Genomic DNA, 15,617 nt, shown 5'->3' on the forward strand with positions numbered 1-15,617 from the left:
GGCGGGCTTAGGACGGGAGGGTGATGTCGGAGTAGGACCGCATGTGGTCGACCATCGCGACCTCCGTCGGCAGGCGCTCCATGCTTGAGGCACCGAGGAATCCGTGCACACCGCGCGTTCGAGAGATGACATGCCGCGCTTCCTCCGGACCAGCGATGGGGCCGCCGTGGCACAGCACGATCGCTTCCGAGCGAATGCTGGAGATCACCCGCTGGAGTTCGGCCACCTGGTCGGTGGCATCATCGAGGGTCATCGCCGTCTGCGCACCGATCATGCCGGAGGTGGTCAGGCCCATGTGCGGCACCAGGATGTCAGCCCCGGCCTCGGTCATGGCCGTTGCTTCCTCCTCGTCGGAGACGTACGCCATGGTCAACAGGTCGCGCTCACGTGCCGCGCGGATGAGGTCGACTTCCTTGTCGAAACCCAGGCCTGTCTCTTCCAGGTTCGCGCGGATGATCCCGTCGAAGAGGCACACCGTCGGATAGTTCTGAACACCACTGAAGCCCGCATTGACGACGTCGTCCAGGAACCGGGGAATGATCCGGAACGGGTCCGTCCCGCACACGCCCGCAAAGACCGGCATTCGGTTCACGACAGGCAGGACTTCCTTGGCCATATCCATCACGATCGCATTGGCGTCGCCATAGGGCATGAGTCCCGCCATGGAGCTCCGCCCGGCCATCCGGTAGCGGCCGGAGTTGTAGATGACGATCAGGTCGAGCCCTGCAGCCTCGGCACACTTGGCCGAGAGCCCGGTGCCAGCACCGCCGCCGATGACTGGCTGTCCGGCGCGAATCTTGTCGTGGAGGCGCGAGAGGATCTCGGTACGGGTTTCAGACATGGTGTCCCTTCTTCAGGTGGTCCACGACGAGGGTGGAGATGGTGTCGGCAACGATCGGGTCGTTGATGTCGGTATCATGCGTGGTGACGTGAACGTCCGGGTTGAGGTCCGCGCGCAGACTCTCGATCAGGGCGGCGTCGGCCGCGGGGTGATGGAACGGAGCGCCCGCCACCGAGATCATCGAGACCCCCCGGGTAGGAATCACGACGGCGCAGGGTCCCTCGGCGTCGTTCAGTCGCCGTGCCAGCAACGCACCCAGCTGTGCGCACTCCTCCTCGTTGGTGCGCATCAGTGTCACGTCAGGGTTGTGTTCGTAGAACAGCCGCCCTTCCAGGTGCGCGGGCACGCTCGCGCGGGCCCCGAAGTTGACCATGTCCAGCGCGCCCAGGCTCACCACCTGCGGCACACCTGCCGCACCGGCCGCCGTCAGACGATCCGGACCCGCGGAGCACACGCCACCGAAGAGTTCGTCAGCCAACTCGGTGGTGGTCATGTCGGCAACTGCTTGGACCTGCCCCCGGCGCACGAGCGCCTCGAGCGCACGCCCACCAGCACCGTTGGCATGGAAGCTCAAGGGATCTGCGTGAGCCTGCAGGTGCTGTGCCAGCTGCGAAGCACACGCTGTGGTGACTCCGAACATCGAGATCGCCACGACCGGCGCTTCATCAGCCGATCGGGCATCGCTCGCCCCACCGAACCACTCCGACGCCATGCCCACCACCGCACCGACCGCATTGCGCAGAACGGGTCGGGTGATGCGATTCAGCCCGTTGATGTCGACGATGGAATTCATCATCGTCAGGTCAGTCGAGCCGACGTACGGGCGCGTATCGCCAGAGGCCATCGTGGAGACCAACACCTTGGGCAGTCCCACGGGGAGCGCTTCGCTCACCCGGGCCATGATGTACGCGGCATTGGATCCACCGACGGCCAACACTCCCCCGACCGCCCCCTTGCCCACCAGGTCAGCCACCACTTCGGCTGCGCCGCCGGCCATGACGCGCATTCCAGCGCCCCGCTCGCCCGCCTGTTGCAGGTGCTCGATCGAGGCGCCTTGACTCTCCGCGACCGCCTCGCGAGAGACGTCCGCAGCGAGCGTCGGATCACCGAGTACTCCGACGTCGATCAGCACGGCGATGTGACCGAGCTCCTCGATCTCGTCCTTGAGGAATGCGTACTCCTCGCCTTTGGTGTCGAGGGCGCCGATCAATGCGATGCGCATCGTGGCGGACTCCCCCGTCTCGACTGGCTCATTCTCGGGACTCATTTGACCGCTCCTACGGATAGACCTTCGACCAGGTATCGCTTGGCGATGAGAAAGACCACCAGCAACGGCAGGGACGTCAACAGGGCCAGGCCCATCATCTGGTTCCAGTTGATGCCGTACATCGACACCTGTTGAGCAAGCAGACCGCTGACTGGCATGGAACTCGGGTCGAGCAACGTGGTCGCGTAGATGAACTCCCCCCACGTGATGATGAACAGCAACGACGCGACAGTCGCGATCCCGTTCGGAAGGAGCGGGATGACGATGGACCGGAACGAGCGGAACTGACTGGCGCCGTCGATCTGCGCCGCCTCGTACAGCTCCGTGGGGATGGCGAGTACGAAAGGGCGCAGCAGCAGGATCGCGAACGGCAGGAACAGCGCCGTATCGGCGAGCACGAGGCCGGCGATCTCATTGACCAGGCCCCAGTTGGCGAGGATGCCGTAGATGGGGATCACCGCCATCGGCTGCGGCACCATCTGCAAGACCAGGAACGCACCGAGCGCGATCGCCCCGACCGTGACCCAGGTTGCCGAGACTCTCCGAGCCAGCGCATACGCAGCCGGGACAGCAAGCGCCAGCACGACCACGGTCACAATGCTGGAGACGATCAGCGAGATGACGATCGAATCAGCCGCCGCCGACAGGATGCCCTGGAGCGCATCCAAGGTGGGCGTGAAGATGACGCTGTTGGGCGCCTGCAGCACCTGGCTGTTGCTCTTGAACGTCGTCAGGATGATCCACAGCAGCGGGACGATGTACAAGACACCCAGGACCAGCGTGAATCCCACGGGCAGGACGCTTCGCATGGATCGCATCACTGCTGCTCCTCCCTGCGCACACTGAGGATGTAGGGAATCGCCAGCACCGCGATGATCAGCATGGCCAACGCCGCGATTGCGCTCCCGACGCCGAAGTCATAGGTGGTGAACGCCGTCGTGTAAGCAAAGAACGGCAACGTGTTCGTCACGGTGCCCGGGCCGCCGCTCGTCATCACGAACACGAAATCGAAGCTCCGGAAGGAGTGCAGGATCGTCAGGATCAACAGCACCCCGAACGTGGGCCGCAACAGCGGCACAATCACGCTCACCGTGGTCCGGACCGGTCCGGCGCCGTCGATGGCTGCCGCCTCGAGCACCTCCGGTGAGATGCCCAGCAGACCACCGCGGATCACCAGGATGGCGAACGGCAGCGCCGCCCAGGCGGTGACCATCGTGACCGATCCGAGCGCCACTTGCGGCGAGCTCAGCCAGTTGACCGGTCCGAGCCCGACCAGCCCCAACGCCGCGTTCGCGACGCCGTCACCGGAGAGCATGAATTTCCACACCGAGCCCGAGACCAGCGGTGGCAGTGCCCACACGAACACCATCAGTGCCAGCACACCGGAGGCGAGCCTGCCCCGGCGTGCCAGCACCATCGCACCCAAGTAGCCCACGACCAGGTTGGAGAAGATCAGACCAACGGTGAGCAACGCCGTCGCGCGCACGGACTCCCAGAACAGCGGATCACCCAGGACGTTGCGGAAATTCTCCAGACCCAGGAACTCCCACTGGCTGATCAGGTCGGTGGGGCCCACCGAGCTCAGGGCCATCCGCACCATCTCGACCAGTGGATAGACCGAGAGTGCCGCAGCGACCAGGACCGCCGGCAGCAGGTACAGCGCCGGTGAGGCGGGCGCCAGTGCCTTGCGCGTGCCGAGGCGGTCAGGCCGCTGGCGCGCAGGCGCCTCGGCGGTAGCAGTTCGTACCATCGTCAGCAACCGCCGCCGCCCGCCTCACGGGCCTCCTCGATGCCAGTGACGGCCATCGCAGCGGCTTCGCTCGCCGGCGCCTGACCCGAGATCACTGCGCTGGTCGCCTGGCCGAACTGCAACTGCATCTCCCCGGTCTGCTCGTTGGCCGGCCACACACCAGTCTCGGCGGCAGCCTCCACGAACGGGATCACGAGTTCGTTCTCAGACAGGTCGAGGTTCTCGGCGACGTCCGCACGCATCGGGATCTGACCGGAGTTCTCGTAGTTGATCTCCGAGCCTTCATCGGACATGAACGCGGTCTTGATGTACTCCCAGGCCAAGTCGGGATTCGAGGCGTACTCGCCGATGGCGATGCCCTCTCCACCGGGGAACACGTGGCTGCCTTCTGAACCGGCGGGGTATCGGGTCGTACCGACCTCGAAACTCGCATCGGGCACGTTTCCGAGCTGCCAGTTGCCGTTGATCGCGAAGGCATAGTTGCCGGTCATGAACGGCTGCCAGGCGTCAGTCTGGTCCCAGGTGGCCGCATCCTGGGGAATGATGCCGCTCTCCGCCCACGACTGCAGTCGGGAGAAGGCGGACTCCGTGGCCTCCTCGGAGATGTTGCAGTAGTTGACTCCTTCCCCGAGAAGCTGCGGGAAAGTGACCCACGCGGAGCCGACGTCTGGCGCACCGGAGAGGGCGAGCGGCGTGTAGCGGCCATCCTCCAGGACGGTATGCAGAGCAGCGTCGAATTCCTCGATCGTGGTGGGCGGCTCGATGCCGATCTCTGCGAGTGCGTCCGCGTTGTAGTAGAGCCCGAGCAGGTTGGTGTAGGACATCACGTTGTAGATGCCACCTTCGTACTCCCAGGTGGCGTTGTCCGGGAACTGGTCCGCGTGCTCGTACTCGGACCAGTAAGAGCTCATGTCGTAGAGCACTCCGGAACCCGCCAACGTGGGGAAATCGACCACAACGTTGTCGAAGACCACGTCAGGGCCTTCCTGCGTCGTCGCCGTCGACAACAGCCGCTGCACCACCTGGTCGCCAGGCAACGTCACACTTTCGAGCGTGACGTCTGGATGCGCCGCCTCGAACAACGCGTTCTGCTCCTCCAGCGCAGCGATCTGACCGGGTGAGGTGAAGTAGCTCCACACCGTCAGGGTCTCGCCGTCGGCGTCGCTGCTACCGCCGTCCCCGTTCCCCCGCACGCTGCGAGGAGCAGCACCCCGGCTACTACGCCCGTGCTGATCACTCTGCGACGTCGCGTCATCAGGTCACTCTCCTTTGGGTGAACATCTCCGATTTACGTTGATAGCCAACATAATGCTGTCGATCATCGCCGTCAATAGGTATTGTTACGCTGATCATCGAGGTTGGGTACAGTCGTCTCCAGCGCGACAGGTTCTAAGGAGAGGTGCCGGTGGGGCAGGTATCACTGCAGGTCAGCGGGTTCACCGGCGCAGCTGGCAATGTGCCTGTACGCGTGGCACGTGCTGGTGAGGTACTCCGCCTCATTCGGTCTGGGAAGGCGACCACGACGACGCAGCTCGCCGAGGTGATGTCCCTCGCCCGGTCGACCGTCAGCGAACGGATCGATCTGCTCGTACGCAACGGGCTACTCGTGCCTGACGGCGAAGTGACGCTCGGCCGTGGCCGTCCACCCGTGCGATACGCCTTCAACGCACAAGCTGGGTACGTCCTTGCCGTTCAGCTGGGGATGTCCGGTGCACGCATTGCGCTGACCGACCTCACAGCGCGCGTCCTCACGAGCCGCACCGTTGACGTCGACCTCAGCCTCGGACCGCAACGGGTCTTCGACACCGTCATCGAAGAGCTGGACGACGATCTGCGCGCCGTAGGTTCAACGCGCGAGCAGCTCCGCGGCGTCGGGCTGGGCGTACCGGGACGCACCGAACTCAGTTCCATCCGTTCGCGGGGGGAGCACCAGGTGCGGCCATGGAGCGATTTCGACGTCGCTGGCCACATCAAGAGCGCCCTGCACGTTCCCGTCTACGTTGACCAGGACGTCAACCTGTTGGCCCTGTCTGAGCACCGCTCGTCCTGGCCAAGCACGCAGGTCTTCGTGTGCGTCAAGGTCGGCACCACGATCGGATGCGGCATCGTGCTCAACGACGAGGTCTTCCGCGGCGGAGCAGGCCTCTCAGGCGAGATCGCTCACACACCGGTCCAAGGCAGCACGCATCAGTGCGATTGCGGCAATATCGGTTGCCTGAACGCCACCGCGAGCGGTGCAGCGTTGGTGGCCCAGTTGCGGGGCCAAGACGGCTCCTCCAGCCTCTCGACCCGCGACGTTGCGCAGCGGGCGGCTGCCGGTGACGTTGCTGCGATTCATGCCATCCGGCAGGCCGGGCGGCACGTCGGCGAAGTACTTGCCGGAGTGGTGAATCTGCTCAACCCCGAGGTGCTGGCGGTGTGGGGTTATCTGGACGATGCCGGCGAGTACCTGCTGACGGGCGTTCGTGAGGCGATCTATTCCGGCGCTCTGCCCGCCGCCAGTGAATCCCTCGTCATCACGCGCGCCACCCTGGGTAACGACGCCGGAGTTCAGGGTGCCGCTACGGCCGTGATCGAGCAGATCATGAAGCCAGCGGCGATCGACGGTTGGATCCATCAGGCGGAGACCCTCACCCAGTGAAACGACGCCTCTCCAGTTGGCCATGACAGGCAACCGCCGCTGGCGCCTCTGGCAGCGTCCGTGGGCTCCCGTCGCGACTGCCCTGACCGTGATTGCGTGGGGAGGGAACCAGTTCACTCCCCTCCTCCTGTACTACCGCGAGGCATCAAGTCTCTCCCTCGTCGCCGTCAACGCGATCCTCAGTGTCTATGTCCTGGGTCTCACGCCGGCGCTGCTGCTCAGCGGGCGGGCGACGGATCGCTTCGGACCGCGAAGGGTGTTGGTCGCTGCGGCCGCGACTGCCGTGACAGGCTCGGTCTTGATGGCGCTGGGGGCGATTGACCCGTGGTTCCTCCTGGTAGGGCGCTTCGTGACCGGACTGTCCGTGGGGGCAGGGATGGCTTCGGCCACGAGTTGGATCGCGGAGATCTCCCGGGACCCGTTCGCCCCAGCAACAGGCACCCGAGCCGGCGCCAGGCGCACGACTCTCGCGCTCACCATCGGCTTCGGTGTCGGGCCCGCGGTCACCGCAGCGTGCGTGCAGTGGGGACCTTCCCCGCAGGTTCTGCCCTACCTGCTGCACGTCGCCGTCACCGTGCTCGGCCTGGTTGTGCTGCGTGCCGCGCCCCATCCCTCGCAGTCAGTACGCCCGGCCCGGCAGGCGGGGCGCGCGCCGGTCGCCATCGACCGATCCCGCTTCATGCGGGTCGTCGCGCCCTCCGCTCCCTGGATCTTCGGCGCCAACGGCATTTCGTTCGCCGTCGTGCCGGTCGTGGTAGCCGAGGCGGTCGAACCGTACTCCTTGGCCTACTCCACGCTGCTCGTCGCCCTCACTTTCGCGGCCGGCGGTGCCGTGCAACCGCTCGCTCGGCGGGTCGACGATCCGGTGCGCGGGTACGCCACCCTGATTGCACTGGGGATGGTTGCCGGCGGTACTGCGGTTGCTGCTACGGCGGGGATGGCCAGCAGCCCGGCGCTCGGAATCGCTGCGGCGGTGATGCTGGGCTCGAGTTACGGCCTGAATCTCGTCTCCGGCCTGCAGGAGGTCGATCGCATCGCACCCGCCTCGCACCGGGGCCTCATCATCGGCATCTTCTACACGCTGAGCTACTCGGGCTTCCTACTGCCCGCCGCGTTGGCCGCGCTGGCTCAGTGGTTCAGCTATCCGCTGATGCTCGGCGCGCTGGTGCTGCTGGCGATGGGATGTCTGGCTGCGGTCGCACTGTCGGCTCGCAGACGCTGACTGCGGCATGGAGCATGGGGGCCTGGGGCATGAGGAACGTTCGGCTCCTTACTATTGCTGCCACTCCAGACTATTGCTGCCACTCCAGGCACCGTCATGATTGGTGAGCCGATCACATGATTGGCATGCCGATCACGACGCGTTAGAATAGCGGCATGCACTTCGGTTCCCCGTTCGGCGGGGTCATCATCGGTGCCCGAGGAGCGGTGCTCGAGGTTCTTCTTCGAACCTCCGAGCCTCTCACCGGGCGCCAGATCCATGCCTTGGTCAGTGACGATGTCGGTCTCTGGTCCGTGCAGGAGGCGCTCAAGGCGCTCACCGAGCTAGGCATCGTCGAGACTCATACCGCCGGTCGGGCTGGCCTTCACACAATCAACGAGGACCACGTAGCAGTCGCTCCGCTACGCGCACTCGTGGACCCGATTGCGGCTCTAGTCTCCACACTTGAGCAGATGCTTAATCCCGGAACGCAGACCGCGTTGCTTTTCGGCTCTCTCGCCCGAGGCGAGGGGCGAATCGACAGTGACATCGATTTGGCAGTGATCTCCGCGTCACACTGGGACCGCCGCGTCGATCTCCAGGACGCCGTCCGCACCCGGCTCGGGAACGAGTGCGACGTGGTCGTGTTCACCCAAGACGAGTTCCAGGAACGCGCCGCACAGGCCGAGCCGGTCGTCACCGACATTCTGCGGGACGGGGTCGCGCTCATCGGGAACAAGCCGAGGATCTCGCGCCTGGCGGAGACACGATGACGACAGCCGAGCAGCGCAATCATGCACGCGCCTATCTCAAGAAGGCCGAGCAGTACCTGGCGTCGGCCCAAGACAACCGCGACCTGGAGCGTCACACCCCCGCCGCCGGAGACGCGATCCACGCAGGGATCAGCGCGAAGGATGCCATCGTGACGGCGCTCACGGGATCGACCGGCAAGCGGCGCGACCACACGCTGGCTGCGAAGGAACTCGGCCGCGCCCTCGCGCATCGGCCCGAGGCAGCCACAGCCGAGCGGGCGCTCCGCGAACTGATCGCTGGCAAAGCAGATGTCGAGTACGGAATTGCCTTGATCGACGCATCGAAAGCCGAGCCCCTGGTACGCCGAGCGCAGTCCCTCGTCGACCTGGCGATCTCTGTTGTGCGGCTAGGACGATGAGGGGGCGGGGTTGAGCTTCATGCGACCTGACCCCGACCTACGCGCACGGTCCGCCGAGCGCCGCGCACCATCGCGGCGTCCAAGAATGTCCCATCGTCCAGCACGACGGTCCCAGCGCCATCGGTTTCGGCGGAGCCGACGCGGTCGATGATCTCCTGGGCGCGGGCGAGTTCGGCCTCGGTAGGCCGGAAGGCGTCCCGGATCACCGGAAGCTGTGCCGGGTGAATCGCCGATCGCCCCGCGAATCCCAGCGCCTTGCCCGCCGCGCAACTGCGGGCAAGTCCGTCCATGTCCTTCACGTCGGCCCACACGCTCATCTGTGGGGCCGGTAGGCGCGCGGCCGCGGCAGCGACGACGAGCCGGGAGCGGACCCAGGCCAGCCCCGGCTCCCCCGCCTCGCCGGCCGCGAGGCCGAGTTCGGCGCGCAGGTCGGCTTCGCCGAGGGTCACTGATGCCACGTCGGCTCTGGCGATGTCGAAGGCCCGCTCGACGCCGATGGCCGTCTCGATCAGGGCATGCACGTCGCGACCAGGCAGGGCATCCTGCACGGCAGCGACGTCGTCGGGGCCGTTGACCTTCGGCAGGCGAACGCCGATGTCTGCCTTCAACTCCCCCACCGCGGCGAGGTCGTCCTTGTGCCAGGCCGAGCCACGGGCGTTTACCCGCACCTGGACCGGCACGGGCAGTTCACCACCGAGTGCCTCGGCCAGAGACTCCCGCGCGAGCTGCTTGTGCGAGGGCGCGACCGCGTCCTCGAGGTCGACGATCACGCAGTCGGCGCCGGATTTGAGGGCCTTGGCCACGCGGTCGGGCCGATCGCCGGGGACGTAGAGCGAGGTCAGCATGCGCCGTCCTCCCGCATGGTGGCGACCTCTTGCTCGGAGAAGCCCAGCTCCCCCAGCAGCGCGTCGGTGTCCGCCCCCGGCGCGCGGCCGGTCCAGGCGATCCGCGAGTCAGCGCCCGACATCCGGAACAACGGGCCCTGCATCTTCATCTCCCCGAGGACCGGGTCCTCGATCCCGTGGATGGTGCCGAGTTCCTGGAAGTGCGGGTCGGCCATAATGTCACCGGCGTCGTAGATCGGCGCCACCGCGGCGTGCACTCGTTCGAACTCGGCCACCACCTGATCGCGGGAGCGCTCGGCGATCCACGCGCCCACTGCCTCGTCCAGCTCATCGGCGTGCTGGGCACGCCCGGCACCGGTGGCAAACCAAGTTTCCCGCGTCAGCTCGGGCCGGCCGACCAGCTCCATCACCCGCTCGGCGATCGACTGCGCGCTCGTGCTGACCGCCACCCATTTCGCATCCGCCGTCAGGTACGCATTCCGTGGCGCGTTGTTCGCCGACCGGTTCCCGGTCCGCGGCTGCACCGTGCCCAGTTGGTCCCACCGCGTGATCTGCGGACCCAGCATCGCCAGAATCGGCTCGATGATCGCGATGTCCATCTCCTGCCCCGTACCGACACGGGATCGATGGTGCAGTGCGGTCATCACCGCATAGGCCGTGGTCAGCGAGGCGATTCCGTCCGCAAGTCCGAATGGCGGCAGCGTCGGCGGCCCGTCGGGCTCACCTGTCATCGCCGCGAACCCACTCATCGCCTCCGCGAGGGTGCCGAAGCCCGGGCGCGACCGATACGGGCCCTTCTGCCCGAAACCCGTGACGCGCGCAAGCACGAGCCCGGGGTTCTTCGCCGACAGCTGCTCATACCCCAGCCCCCACTTCTCCAGGGTGCCGGGGCGGAAGTTCTCGATCACCACGTCCGCCCGCTCGGCCAGGCGCAGGAACGCCTCCACCCCGCCAGCGGTGTGCAGGTCGAGCGTGACGGTCTCCTTGTTCCGCCCCAGGGTCTTCCACCACAGGTTTTCCCCGTCCTTGGCCGGGCCGTGCCCGCGCGAAGGGTCCGGGCGCTGCGGGTGCTCCACCTTGATGACCCGGGCGCCCATGTCGCCCAGGTGCATCGCCGCCATCGGGCCGGCGAACAAGGTGGAGGCATCCACCACCAGCAGGTCATCGAGCGGAGTAGTCATCGGTTCTCACCGTCCCAGCAGATCCTGAAGCCGATCGAGGGCGAGGCATCCACGCCCAGACCGGGCAGCAGGAACTTCAGCGCGAACTCCGGGGCCTGCACTCCCCCGTCGACGTACCAGTCCGAGCCCTCACTGAGGTGATCTGCGCCGCCCTTGAGCATCACGAACCGGCTCCGCCCATCCGAGTGCTCCGACTCGGTCCAGTTCCACACCACGGGCGTGCGGCGCTCGAACCCGCGCTGGGTGGCGGCGAGCTGCCACTCGTCCTCGGTGGGCAACCGGCCACCCACCCAGGCGGCGAACTGCCGGGCGCGGGCGAAAGTCACCCCGGTCGCCGGGCGATCAGCAACCGCATCGACGTCGGAGTCCGGTGCCTCACCGATGGTCGCGAGGAACTGGGCGTACTCGGCCGCCGAGACCTCCCGCGCGGCCACGCGGACGCCGTCGGCAATCTGCGCTACGCGCTCGAGGGTGCGCTGGTCGTGCAGGCGTGGCGGGAGGGGCTTCCACTCCTCCACGTACGGGGCGCCGTCGTACATGCCGGTCTCGCGCTGGCGGTGCCGGACGGTGAGCACATGCTCACCGGCGGGAACCTCGACCACCTCGGCACGCAACGCGTCCGCGGTGGCGCGCTCCGCCGTCGGGCCGGTCCAGGCAGGTGCCGTGAGCCGGACAGAGCGGCGGTGCGGGAACGAGGCGTCGCGCACGGGCGACTCGAGGCGAAGGTCGGCGACCTCGTTAGGGAGGTCTGCGCCGTCGGCGATCTGCACCAACACTGCCACGCCCTGGGCGGGCACCACTACCTCGGCCTCCCCGTGCTGGAGCGGGCCGTCGAAAGTGACCCACGTGCCGGGACCGGCCTGGTAGGTGACGTCCTCGTCGCAGGTGTTGACCAGCGTGTAGAGGGTGACGCCGTCGAGCTCGAAGGTCGAGGCGAACACGGGTGGCTCGCACACCGCCAGCGGAGTCCACTCGCCGTCGGTGAGCCAGCGGTGCATGGCGCGCTGCACGGGCAGCATCCGGCGCAGCGTGGCGGCGTCGCGCTCGTTCCAGCCGACCCAGACGCCGAACACGACCTCCCAGACCATCACGCCGACGCCGTTCAGCCAGGCCGAGCGCAGCTCGGCGGCATGGTCGCGGTTCCAGCGGCGGATGTGGTGCTGCATGTGCCGGCGCTCGAACCACCGCGCCCGCAGCACCCCGGGGATCTCGGAATCGGCGAACCACTGCGCCCAGGAGAGGGCGTGATCGGCGACCCGCTCGGTCACCAGCTTCGACTCCCCCTCCAGGCCGATGCCGGGGCGCGCCGCCTCCATCGCGGCGACGAACTCCGGGTCGGCCTTCTTCAGGGTGTCGAGGAAGACGCCGTCGGCGTTCAGGTGGCGGACGACGGTGGCGAGATCCTCGGCGTCGGTGTTTCCGGTGCGGCGGGTGCCAGTGTCCCACGGGTTGTAGTCGACGAACACCGCGACCCCGTGCTCGTGCAGGGTGGCGGCGGCCTCGGCCAGGCCGGGGACGTCGTAGAAGTCCCACTGGTTGCGCTCGTCGATGCCGATGATCGGGTAGGCGTGCCAGAGCACGACGCCGTCGAGCCCGCCGAAGCGTTCCTGGGCGTCGGCGAGGAAGCCTTCCGGGGTGAAGACCTGGGCGTCGAAGTCGAAGAACAGCTCGTCCCACAGCCAGGTCTGCGCCACCGTGAAGCAGCGGTTCGCCCACTGGGCTTCCGGGGCGTCGTAGCGGGTGGGCGTGCCGTAGCGGGCGAGGGCGCCGTCGCGCCATGCGTGGAGCTGCTTGCGCCAGACGTCCAGGGTGGCCTGGTCGGGCGGGTCAGCCTGGGTGCCGGGGGCGGCGAGGATCTTTGCCTCGTCCAGCGCCTCGGCGGTCTCGCCGCTCGTGAGGTCGCCGGTCCGCGGCACCTCGGTGGGCAGGTCGAGGGGGCGTGGGACGAGGGGGTCGAAGCCGCCGCTCATGAGGTCATCATCCGATCAGACACTGTGTGGGTGCGGGCAGCGAGCTCATCCAGCTCGTGAGTCTGCGGGCCAGGCAGGGACGTGTGCAGCCGGCCGTGCAGCGGGTCGGTCCACCTGGGGTCGAGACCGGACTTGCCGGTGAGGGCACCGAGGACGGAGCCGACGGTGGCGCCGGCGGAGTCGGTGTCCCACCCGGCGGCCACGGCGAGGGTGATGCCGCGGGTGTGGTCGCCGTTCGACGCAGCCACGGCCATCGCGATCAGGGCAGCGTTGTTCAGCGTGTGCACCCAGTGCAGGTGGCCGTACTGCTCATACAGCGCGTCGAGTGCTTCCTCGTCGTCGATGCGGCCCTCGCGCAGGCCCTCCCCTGCCGCACGGCCGGAGCGAACGGCCTCGAGCAGTCGGGAGGCCGGGGGCAGCACCGACTCGGCGGCGTCGAGCACCTCGTCCACCGAGCTCGCTACCAGGGAGGCCGAGCACAGGGCGGCGGCCCACATGGCGCCGTAGATGCCGTTGCGGGTGTGGCTCAGGCGGGCGTCCACCCAGGCGAGCCGGGCGGCGGCGTACACGTCGCCGGGGTGGGCCCAGCCGTACACGTCGGCGCGGATGAGGGCGCCGATCCACTCGCGGAACGGGTTCAGGTGGGTGGCCGTCTCGCAGGCACCGGTCTCGGTGATCGCGCGGGCGTCGAGGAGGTTGCGGTAGGCGGCCCGCTCGGCGGTGAAGACGCGCCCGCCGGGCAGGTTCGCCAGCCAGGACTGCGCCACATCGGTGGTGGTCAGGTGCGAGCCGTGGGTCTCCAGCAGGTCCAGCGCCAGCAGCGGGAAGTTGAGGTCGTCGTCCTCAGGCATGCCGTTGATGTTCTCGACCAGCGAGGTGGGCGCCGAACGGCGGTTCCACGGCCACCGGGCGGCCACATCCTCCGGCAGACCCTCCGCCGTGAAGTACCCCTGCAGCGGCCAGTTCCCGGTGGCGCGGGCGATCTCCTCGATGCCCTGCCGCGGGATCTTCTCCACCGGCTTGCCAAGCAGGCAGCCGACCGAGCGTCCCCACCAGGCGCCGGCGACCCGGTCCAGGTCCGCCGCCACCGGCTCGCCCGGTGCGGCGGGGGTGGCGGGGATCTGCGCCGCGATGTCGGCCCAGTCATCCGGCTCGGCCGGGTCGGTGGTGTCGAGCTCGGCCAGCTGGGCGAGCACCTGGCGGGCGATCAGCCGCAGCTGCGGGTCGGCAGCCTGGGCGCTCGCTCCGGAGCGCTCGGGCTGCACCGATCCCCCGGCGGCCTCCCACCGGCGGGCCACCGAATCGAGCGCCGCAGAGTCGGCGCCCTGTTCGGCCAGCGCCACCAACTCGTGGGCGACAAGGTCCTCGGGCTGGGCCCAGGTGAGTCTCACGCAGATTCCTCCAGCATGGCGTTCAGGGCCTCGGTGCGCTGCCGGGCCCGGCGGGCGTCGTCGGCGGCGATGGCGCGCACGCTGGCGTCCATCGAGGCGATCACGGCGTCCAGGTCCAGTTTGCTCGCCGTCGTGACGTCCTGCACCCAGTCCCCCGGAATGGCATCCCGGCCGGCGAGAGCACCGCAGATGGCGCCGGCCATGGTGGCGATCGAGTCGGCGTCGCGGCCGTAGTTCACCGCATCCAAGATCGCACCACGCGCGTCGCCGTCGTGGGCAACCACAAGCCCGAGCGCGACCGGCAGCTCCTCGATCGACTTCGTGCGGGAGGGCAGGCGGGCGTCCATCGCCGGCTGCCGGTAGGTCTCGCCCACGGTGTCGTACGGGGCCACCGCGGCGCGCAGCACCCGGTTCAGCTCGCGTTCGTCGTGTGCGGCCAGTCCCCCGGCGGCCTGGAAGGCGGCGACGGCCTCGAGCACCGCGTCGATCGCGGCCCGGGTGCCGTCATGGGCAAGGCGACGAGCCTCGTCCACGGCGCGCTCCGCCGTCGTGCCAGGAACCAGAGCGGCCGCGACAGCGGCGGCGAACACGCCGGCAGCCTCACGGCCATAGGAGACCTGGTGCGCCCCGGCCAGGTCGATCGCCTCGGCGTAAGCACCTGCGGCGTCGCCGGCGTTCACGAGTCCGACCGGGGCCATGTACATGGTGGCGCCGCAGTTGACGATGTTGCCTACCCCGGCCTCGCGCGGGTCGACGTGGCCGTAGTGCAGCTTGGCCACCAGGTGCTTCTCGGCGAGGAACACGCGCTGCAGGATGAGGGCTTCGTCCTCCAACTCGGGCACCCACCGGCGCTCGCCGAGCATCAGCGGCACCAGGTCGGAGGCCATGTGATAGGCGTCCAGGTGGGTGTGGTGCGTGGCGTAGACCTCGATCAGCGCGTGCGTCATCAAGGTGTCATCGGTGACGTGCCCGTCGCCCTTGTGATAGGGCGCGATCGGCCGTGCGGTGCGCCAGTCGGGCAGGAATGGGCCGACAATACCGGTCACTCTCCCGCCGTGCCGTTCCTCGATCTGCTCCGGAGTCCACCCTTCCGTGGCTCCCCCGAGCGCGTCCCCGACGGCGGCGCCGGCGAGTACGCCCGCCACCCGGTCTTCCAGCCAACTCACGTTGGATCTCCATTCGCTGTGGTTCATCGATCGATCAGTGCCCGGGCTCGCCCGGTGGGTGTCAGTCGGTGTCGCCTCGTCCCGGTCGTGGCGACGATGAGTGGCACCTCGCACCGGGCCGGCCGGAGGTAGGTGCCGCTCGGTGTCGCCTCGCCGCAGCCAGAGCGACAACCGGTGGCACCTCGTGCCCAGG

The 15,617-nt window shown here is 68.0% G+C and carries 14 protein-coding genes; 4 read left to right on the forward strand and 10 right to left on the reverse strand.

Annotation, left to right across the window (positions count from 1 at the left end; all coding sequences use genetic code 11):
- Nucleotides 1-7: 7 nt before the first annotated feature.
- Genes BLU77_RS08930 through BLU77_RS08950 form a run of 5 tightly spaced genes read right to left on the reverse strand, consistent with a single transcriptional unit; the run spans nucleotide 8 to nucleotide 5,051 of the window.
- Entirely contained in the window at nucleotides 8-841 is an 834-nt protein-coding gene (locus tag BLU77_RS08930; protein WP_089772611.1) for a phosphoenolpyruvate hydrolase family protein, read from the reverse strand.
- Nucleotides 834-2,108, reverse strand: a complete 1,275-nt coding sequence (locus BLU77_RS08935) for a Tm-1-like ATP-binding domain-containing protein (RefSeq protein WP_245708739.1) — start codon at nucleotides 2,106-2,108, stop codon at nucleotides 834-836. Before BLU77_RS08935 ends, BLU77_RS08930 begins: the two co-directional genes overlap by 8 nt.
- On the reverse strand, nucleotides 2,105-2,926 hold the full coding sequence (locus BLU77_RS08940) for a carbohydrate ABC transporter permease (RefSeq protein WP_089772613.1): 822 nt from the start codon (nucleotides 2,924-2,926) through the stop codon (nucleotides 2,105-2,107). Before BLU77_RS08940 ends, BLU77_RS08935 begins: the two co-directional genes overlap by 4 nt.
- The gene (locus BLU77_RS08945; RefSeq protein ID WP_089772614.1) at nucleotides 2,926-3,858 is read right to left on the reverse strand and encodes a carbohydrate ABC transporter permease; all 933 of its coding nucleotides are present in this window, start codon (nucleotides 3,856-3,858) and stop codon (nucleotides 2,926-2,928) included. The genes BLU77_RS08940 and BLU77_RS08945 overlap by 1 nt, the downstream gene beginning before the upstream one ends.
- Before the next feature lie 2 nt (nucleotides 3,859-3,860).
- Nucleotides 3,861-5,051, reverse strand: coding sequence for an ABC transporter substrate-binding protein (locus tag BLU77_RS08950; protein ID WP_089772615.1), 1,191 nt, complete (start codon nucleotides 5,049-5,051; stop codon nucleotides 3,861-3,863).
- Nucleotides 5,052-5,326: 275 nt separating this feature from the next.
- On the opposite strand from BLU77_RS08950, the gene BLU77_RS08955 reads away from it, so the two are divergent.
- The 4 genes from BLU77_RS08955 to BLU77_RS08970 all read left to right on the forward strand — a co-directional run bounded on the left by BLU77_RS08955 (nucleotide 5,327) and on the right by BLU77_RS08970 (nucleotide 8,871).
- Nucleotides 5,327-6,499 (forward strand): ROK family transcriptional regulator, encoded by a 1,173-nt coding sequence (locus tag BLU77_RS08955; RefSeq protein WP_089773095.1) that lies wholly within the window; start codon nucleotides 5,327-5,329, stop codon nucleotides 6,497-6,499.
- Nucleotides 6,500-6,521: 22 nt separating this feature from the next.
- The gene (locus tag BLU77_RS08960) at nucleotides 6,522-7,721 is read left to right on the forward strand and encodes an MFS transporter (protein WP_089772616.1); all 1,200 of its coding nucleotides are present in this window, start codon (nucleotides 6,522-6,524) and stop codon (nucleotides 7,719-7,721) included.
- 155 nt (nucleotides 7,722-7,876) lie between these two features.
- Complete coding sequence (locus tag BLU77_RS08965; protein WP_089772617.1) at nucleotides 7,877-8,473, forward strand: nucleotidyltransferase domain-containing protein; 597 nt, start codon at nucleotides 7,877-7,879, stop codon at nucleotides 8,471-8,473.
- Nucleotides 8,470-8,871 carry a hypothetical protein gene (locus BLU77_RS08970; protein ID WP_089772618.1) on the forward strand — a complete coding sequence of 134 codons (402 nt, stop codon included), beginning with the start codon at nucleotides 8,470-8,472 and terminating at the stop codon, nucleotides 8,869-8,871. The genes BLU77_RS08965 and BLU77_RS08970 overlap by 4 nt, the downstream gene beginning before the upstream one ends.
- Nucleotides 8,872-8,888: 17 nt before the next feature.
- Here the strand turns inward: BLU77_RS08970 and BLU77_RS08975 are convergent, their stop codons facing one another.
- The 5 genes from BLU77_RS08975 to BLU77_RS08995 are packed head-to-tail and all read right to left on the reverse strand — an operon-like array spanning nucleotide 8,889 to nucleotide 15,424.
- Nucleotides 8,889-9,716 (reverse strand): HpcH/HpaI aldolase/citrate lyase family protein, encoded by an 828-nt coding sequence (locus BLU77_RS08975; protein ID WP_089772619.1) that lies wholly within the window; start codon nucleotides 9,714-9,716, stop codon nucleotides 8,889-8,891.
- Complete coding sequence (locus BLU77_RS08980) at nucleotides 9,710-10,897, reverse strand: CaiB/BaiF CoA transferase family protein (RefSeq protein ID WP_089772620.1); 1,188 nt, start codon at nucleotides 10,895-10,897, stop codon at nucleotides 9,710-9,712. The genes BLU77_RS08975 and BLU77_RS08980 overlap by 7 nt, the downstream gene beginning before the upstream one ends.
- A complete protein-coding gene (locus tag BLU77_RS08985) occupies nucleotides 10,894-12,867 on the reverse strand; it encodes an SUMF1/EgtB/PvdO family nonheme iron enzyme (RefSeq protein WP_089772621.1) in 1,974 nt (657 codons plus the stop codon). The genes BLU77_RS08980 and BLU77_RS08985 overlap by 4 nt, the downstream gene beginning before the upstream one ends.
- Nucleotides 12,864-14,258: an ADP-ribosylglycohydrolase family protein gene (locus BLU77_RS08990; protein ID WP_089772622.1), complete on the reverse strand. Its 1,395-nt coding sequence runs from the start codon at nucleotides 14,256-14,258 to the stop codon at nucleotides 12,864-12,866. The genes BLU77_RS08985 and BLU77_RS08990 overlap by 4 nt, the downstream gene beginning before the upstream one ends.
- Nucleotides 14,255-15,424: an ADP-ribosylglycohydrolase family protein gene (locus tag BLU77_RS08995; protein ID WP_217632383.1), complete on the reverse strand. Its 1,170-nt coding sequence runs from the start codon at nucleotides 15,422-15,424 to the stop codon at nucleotides 14,255-14,257. The genes BLU77_RS08990 and BLU77_RS08995 overlap by 4 nt, the downstream gene beginning before the upstream one ends.
- Between the last annotated feature and the right edge of the window lie 193 nt (nucleotides 15,425-15,617).

The organism is Ruania alba, from assembly GCF_900105765.1.
GTDB lineage: Bacteria > Actinomycetota > Actinomycetes > Actinomycetales > Beutenbergiaceae > Ruania > Ruania alba.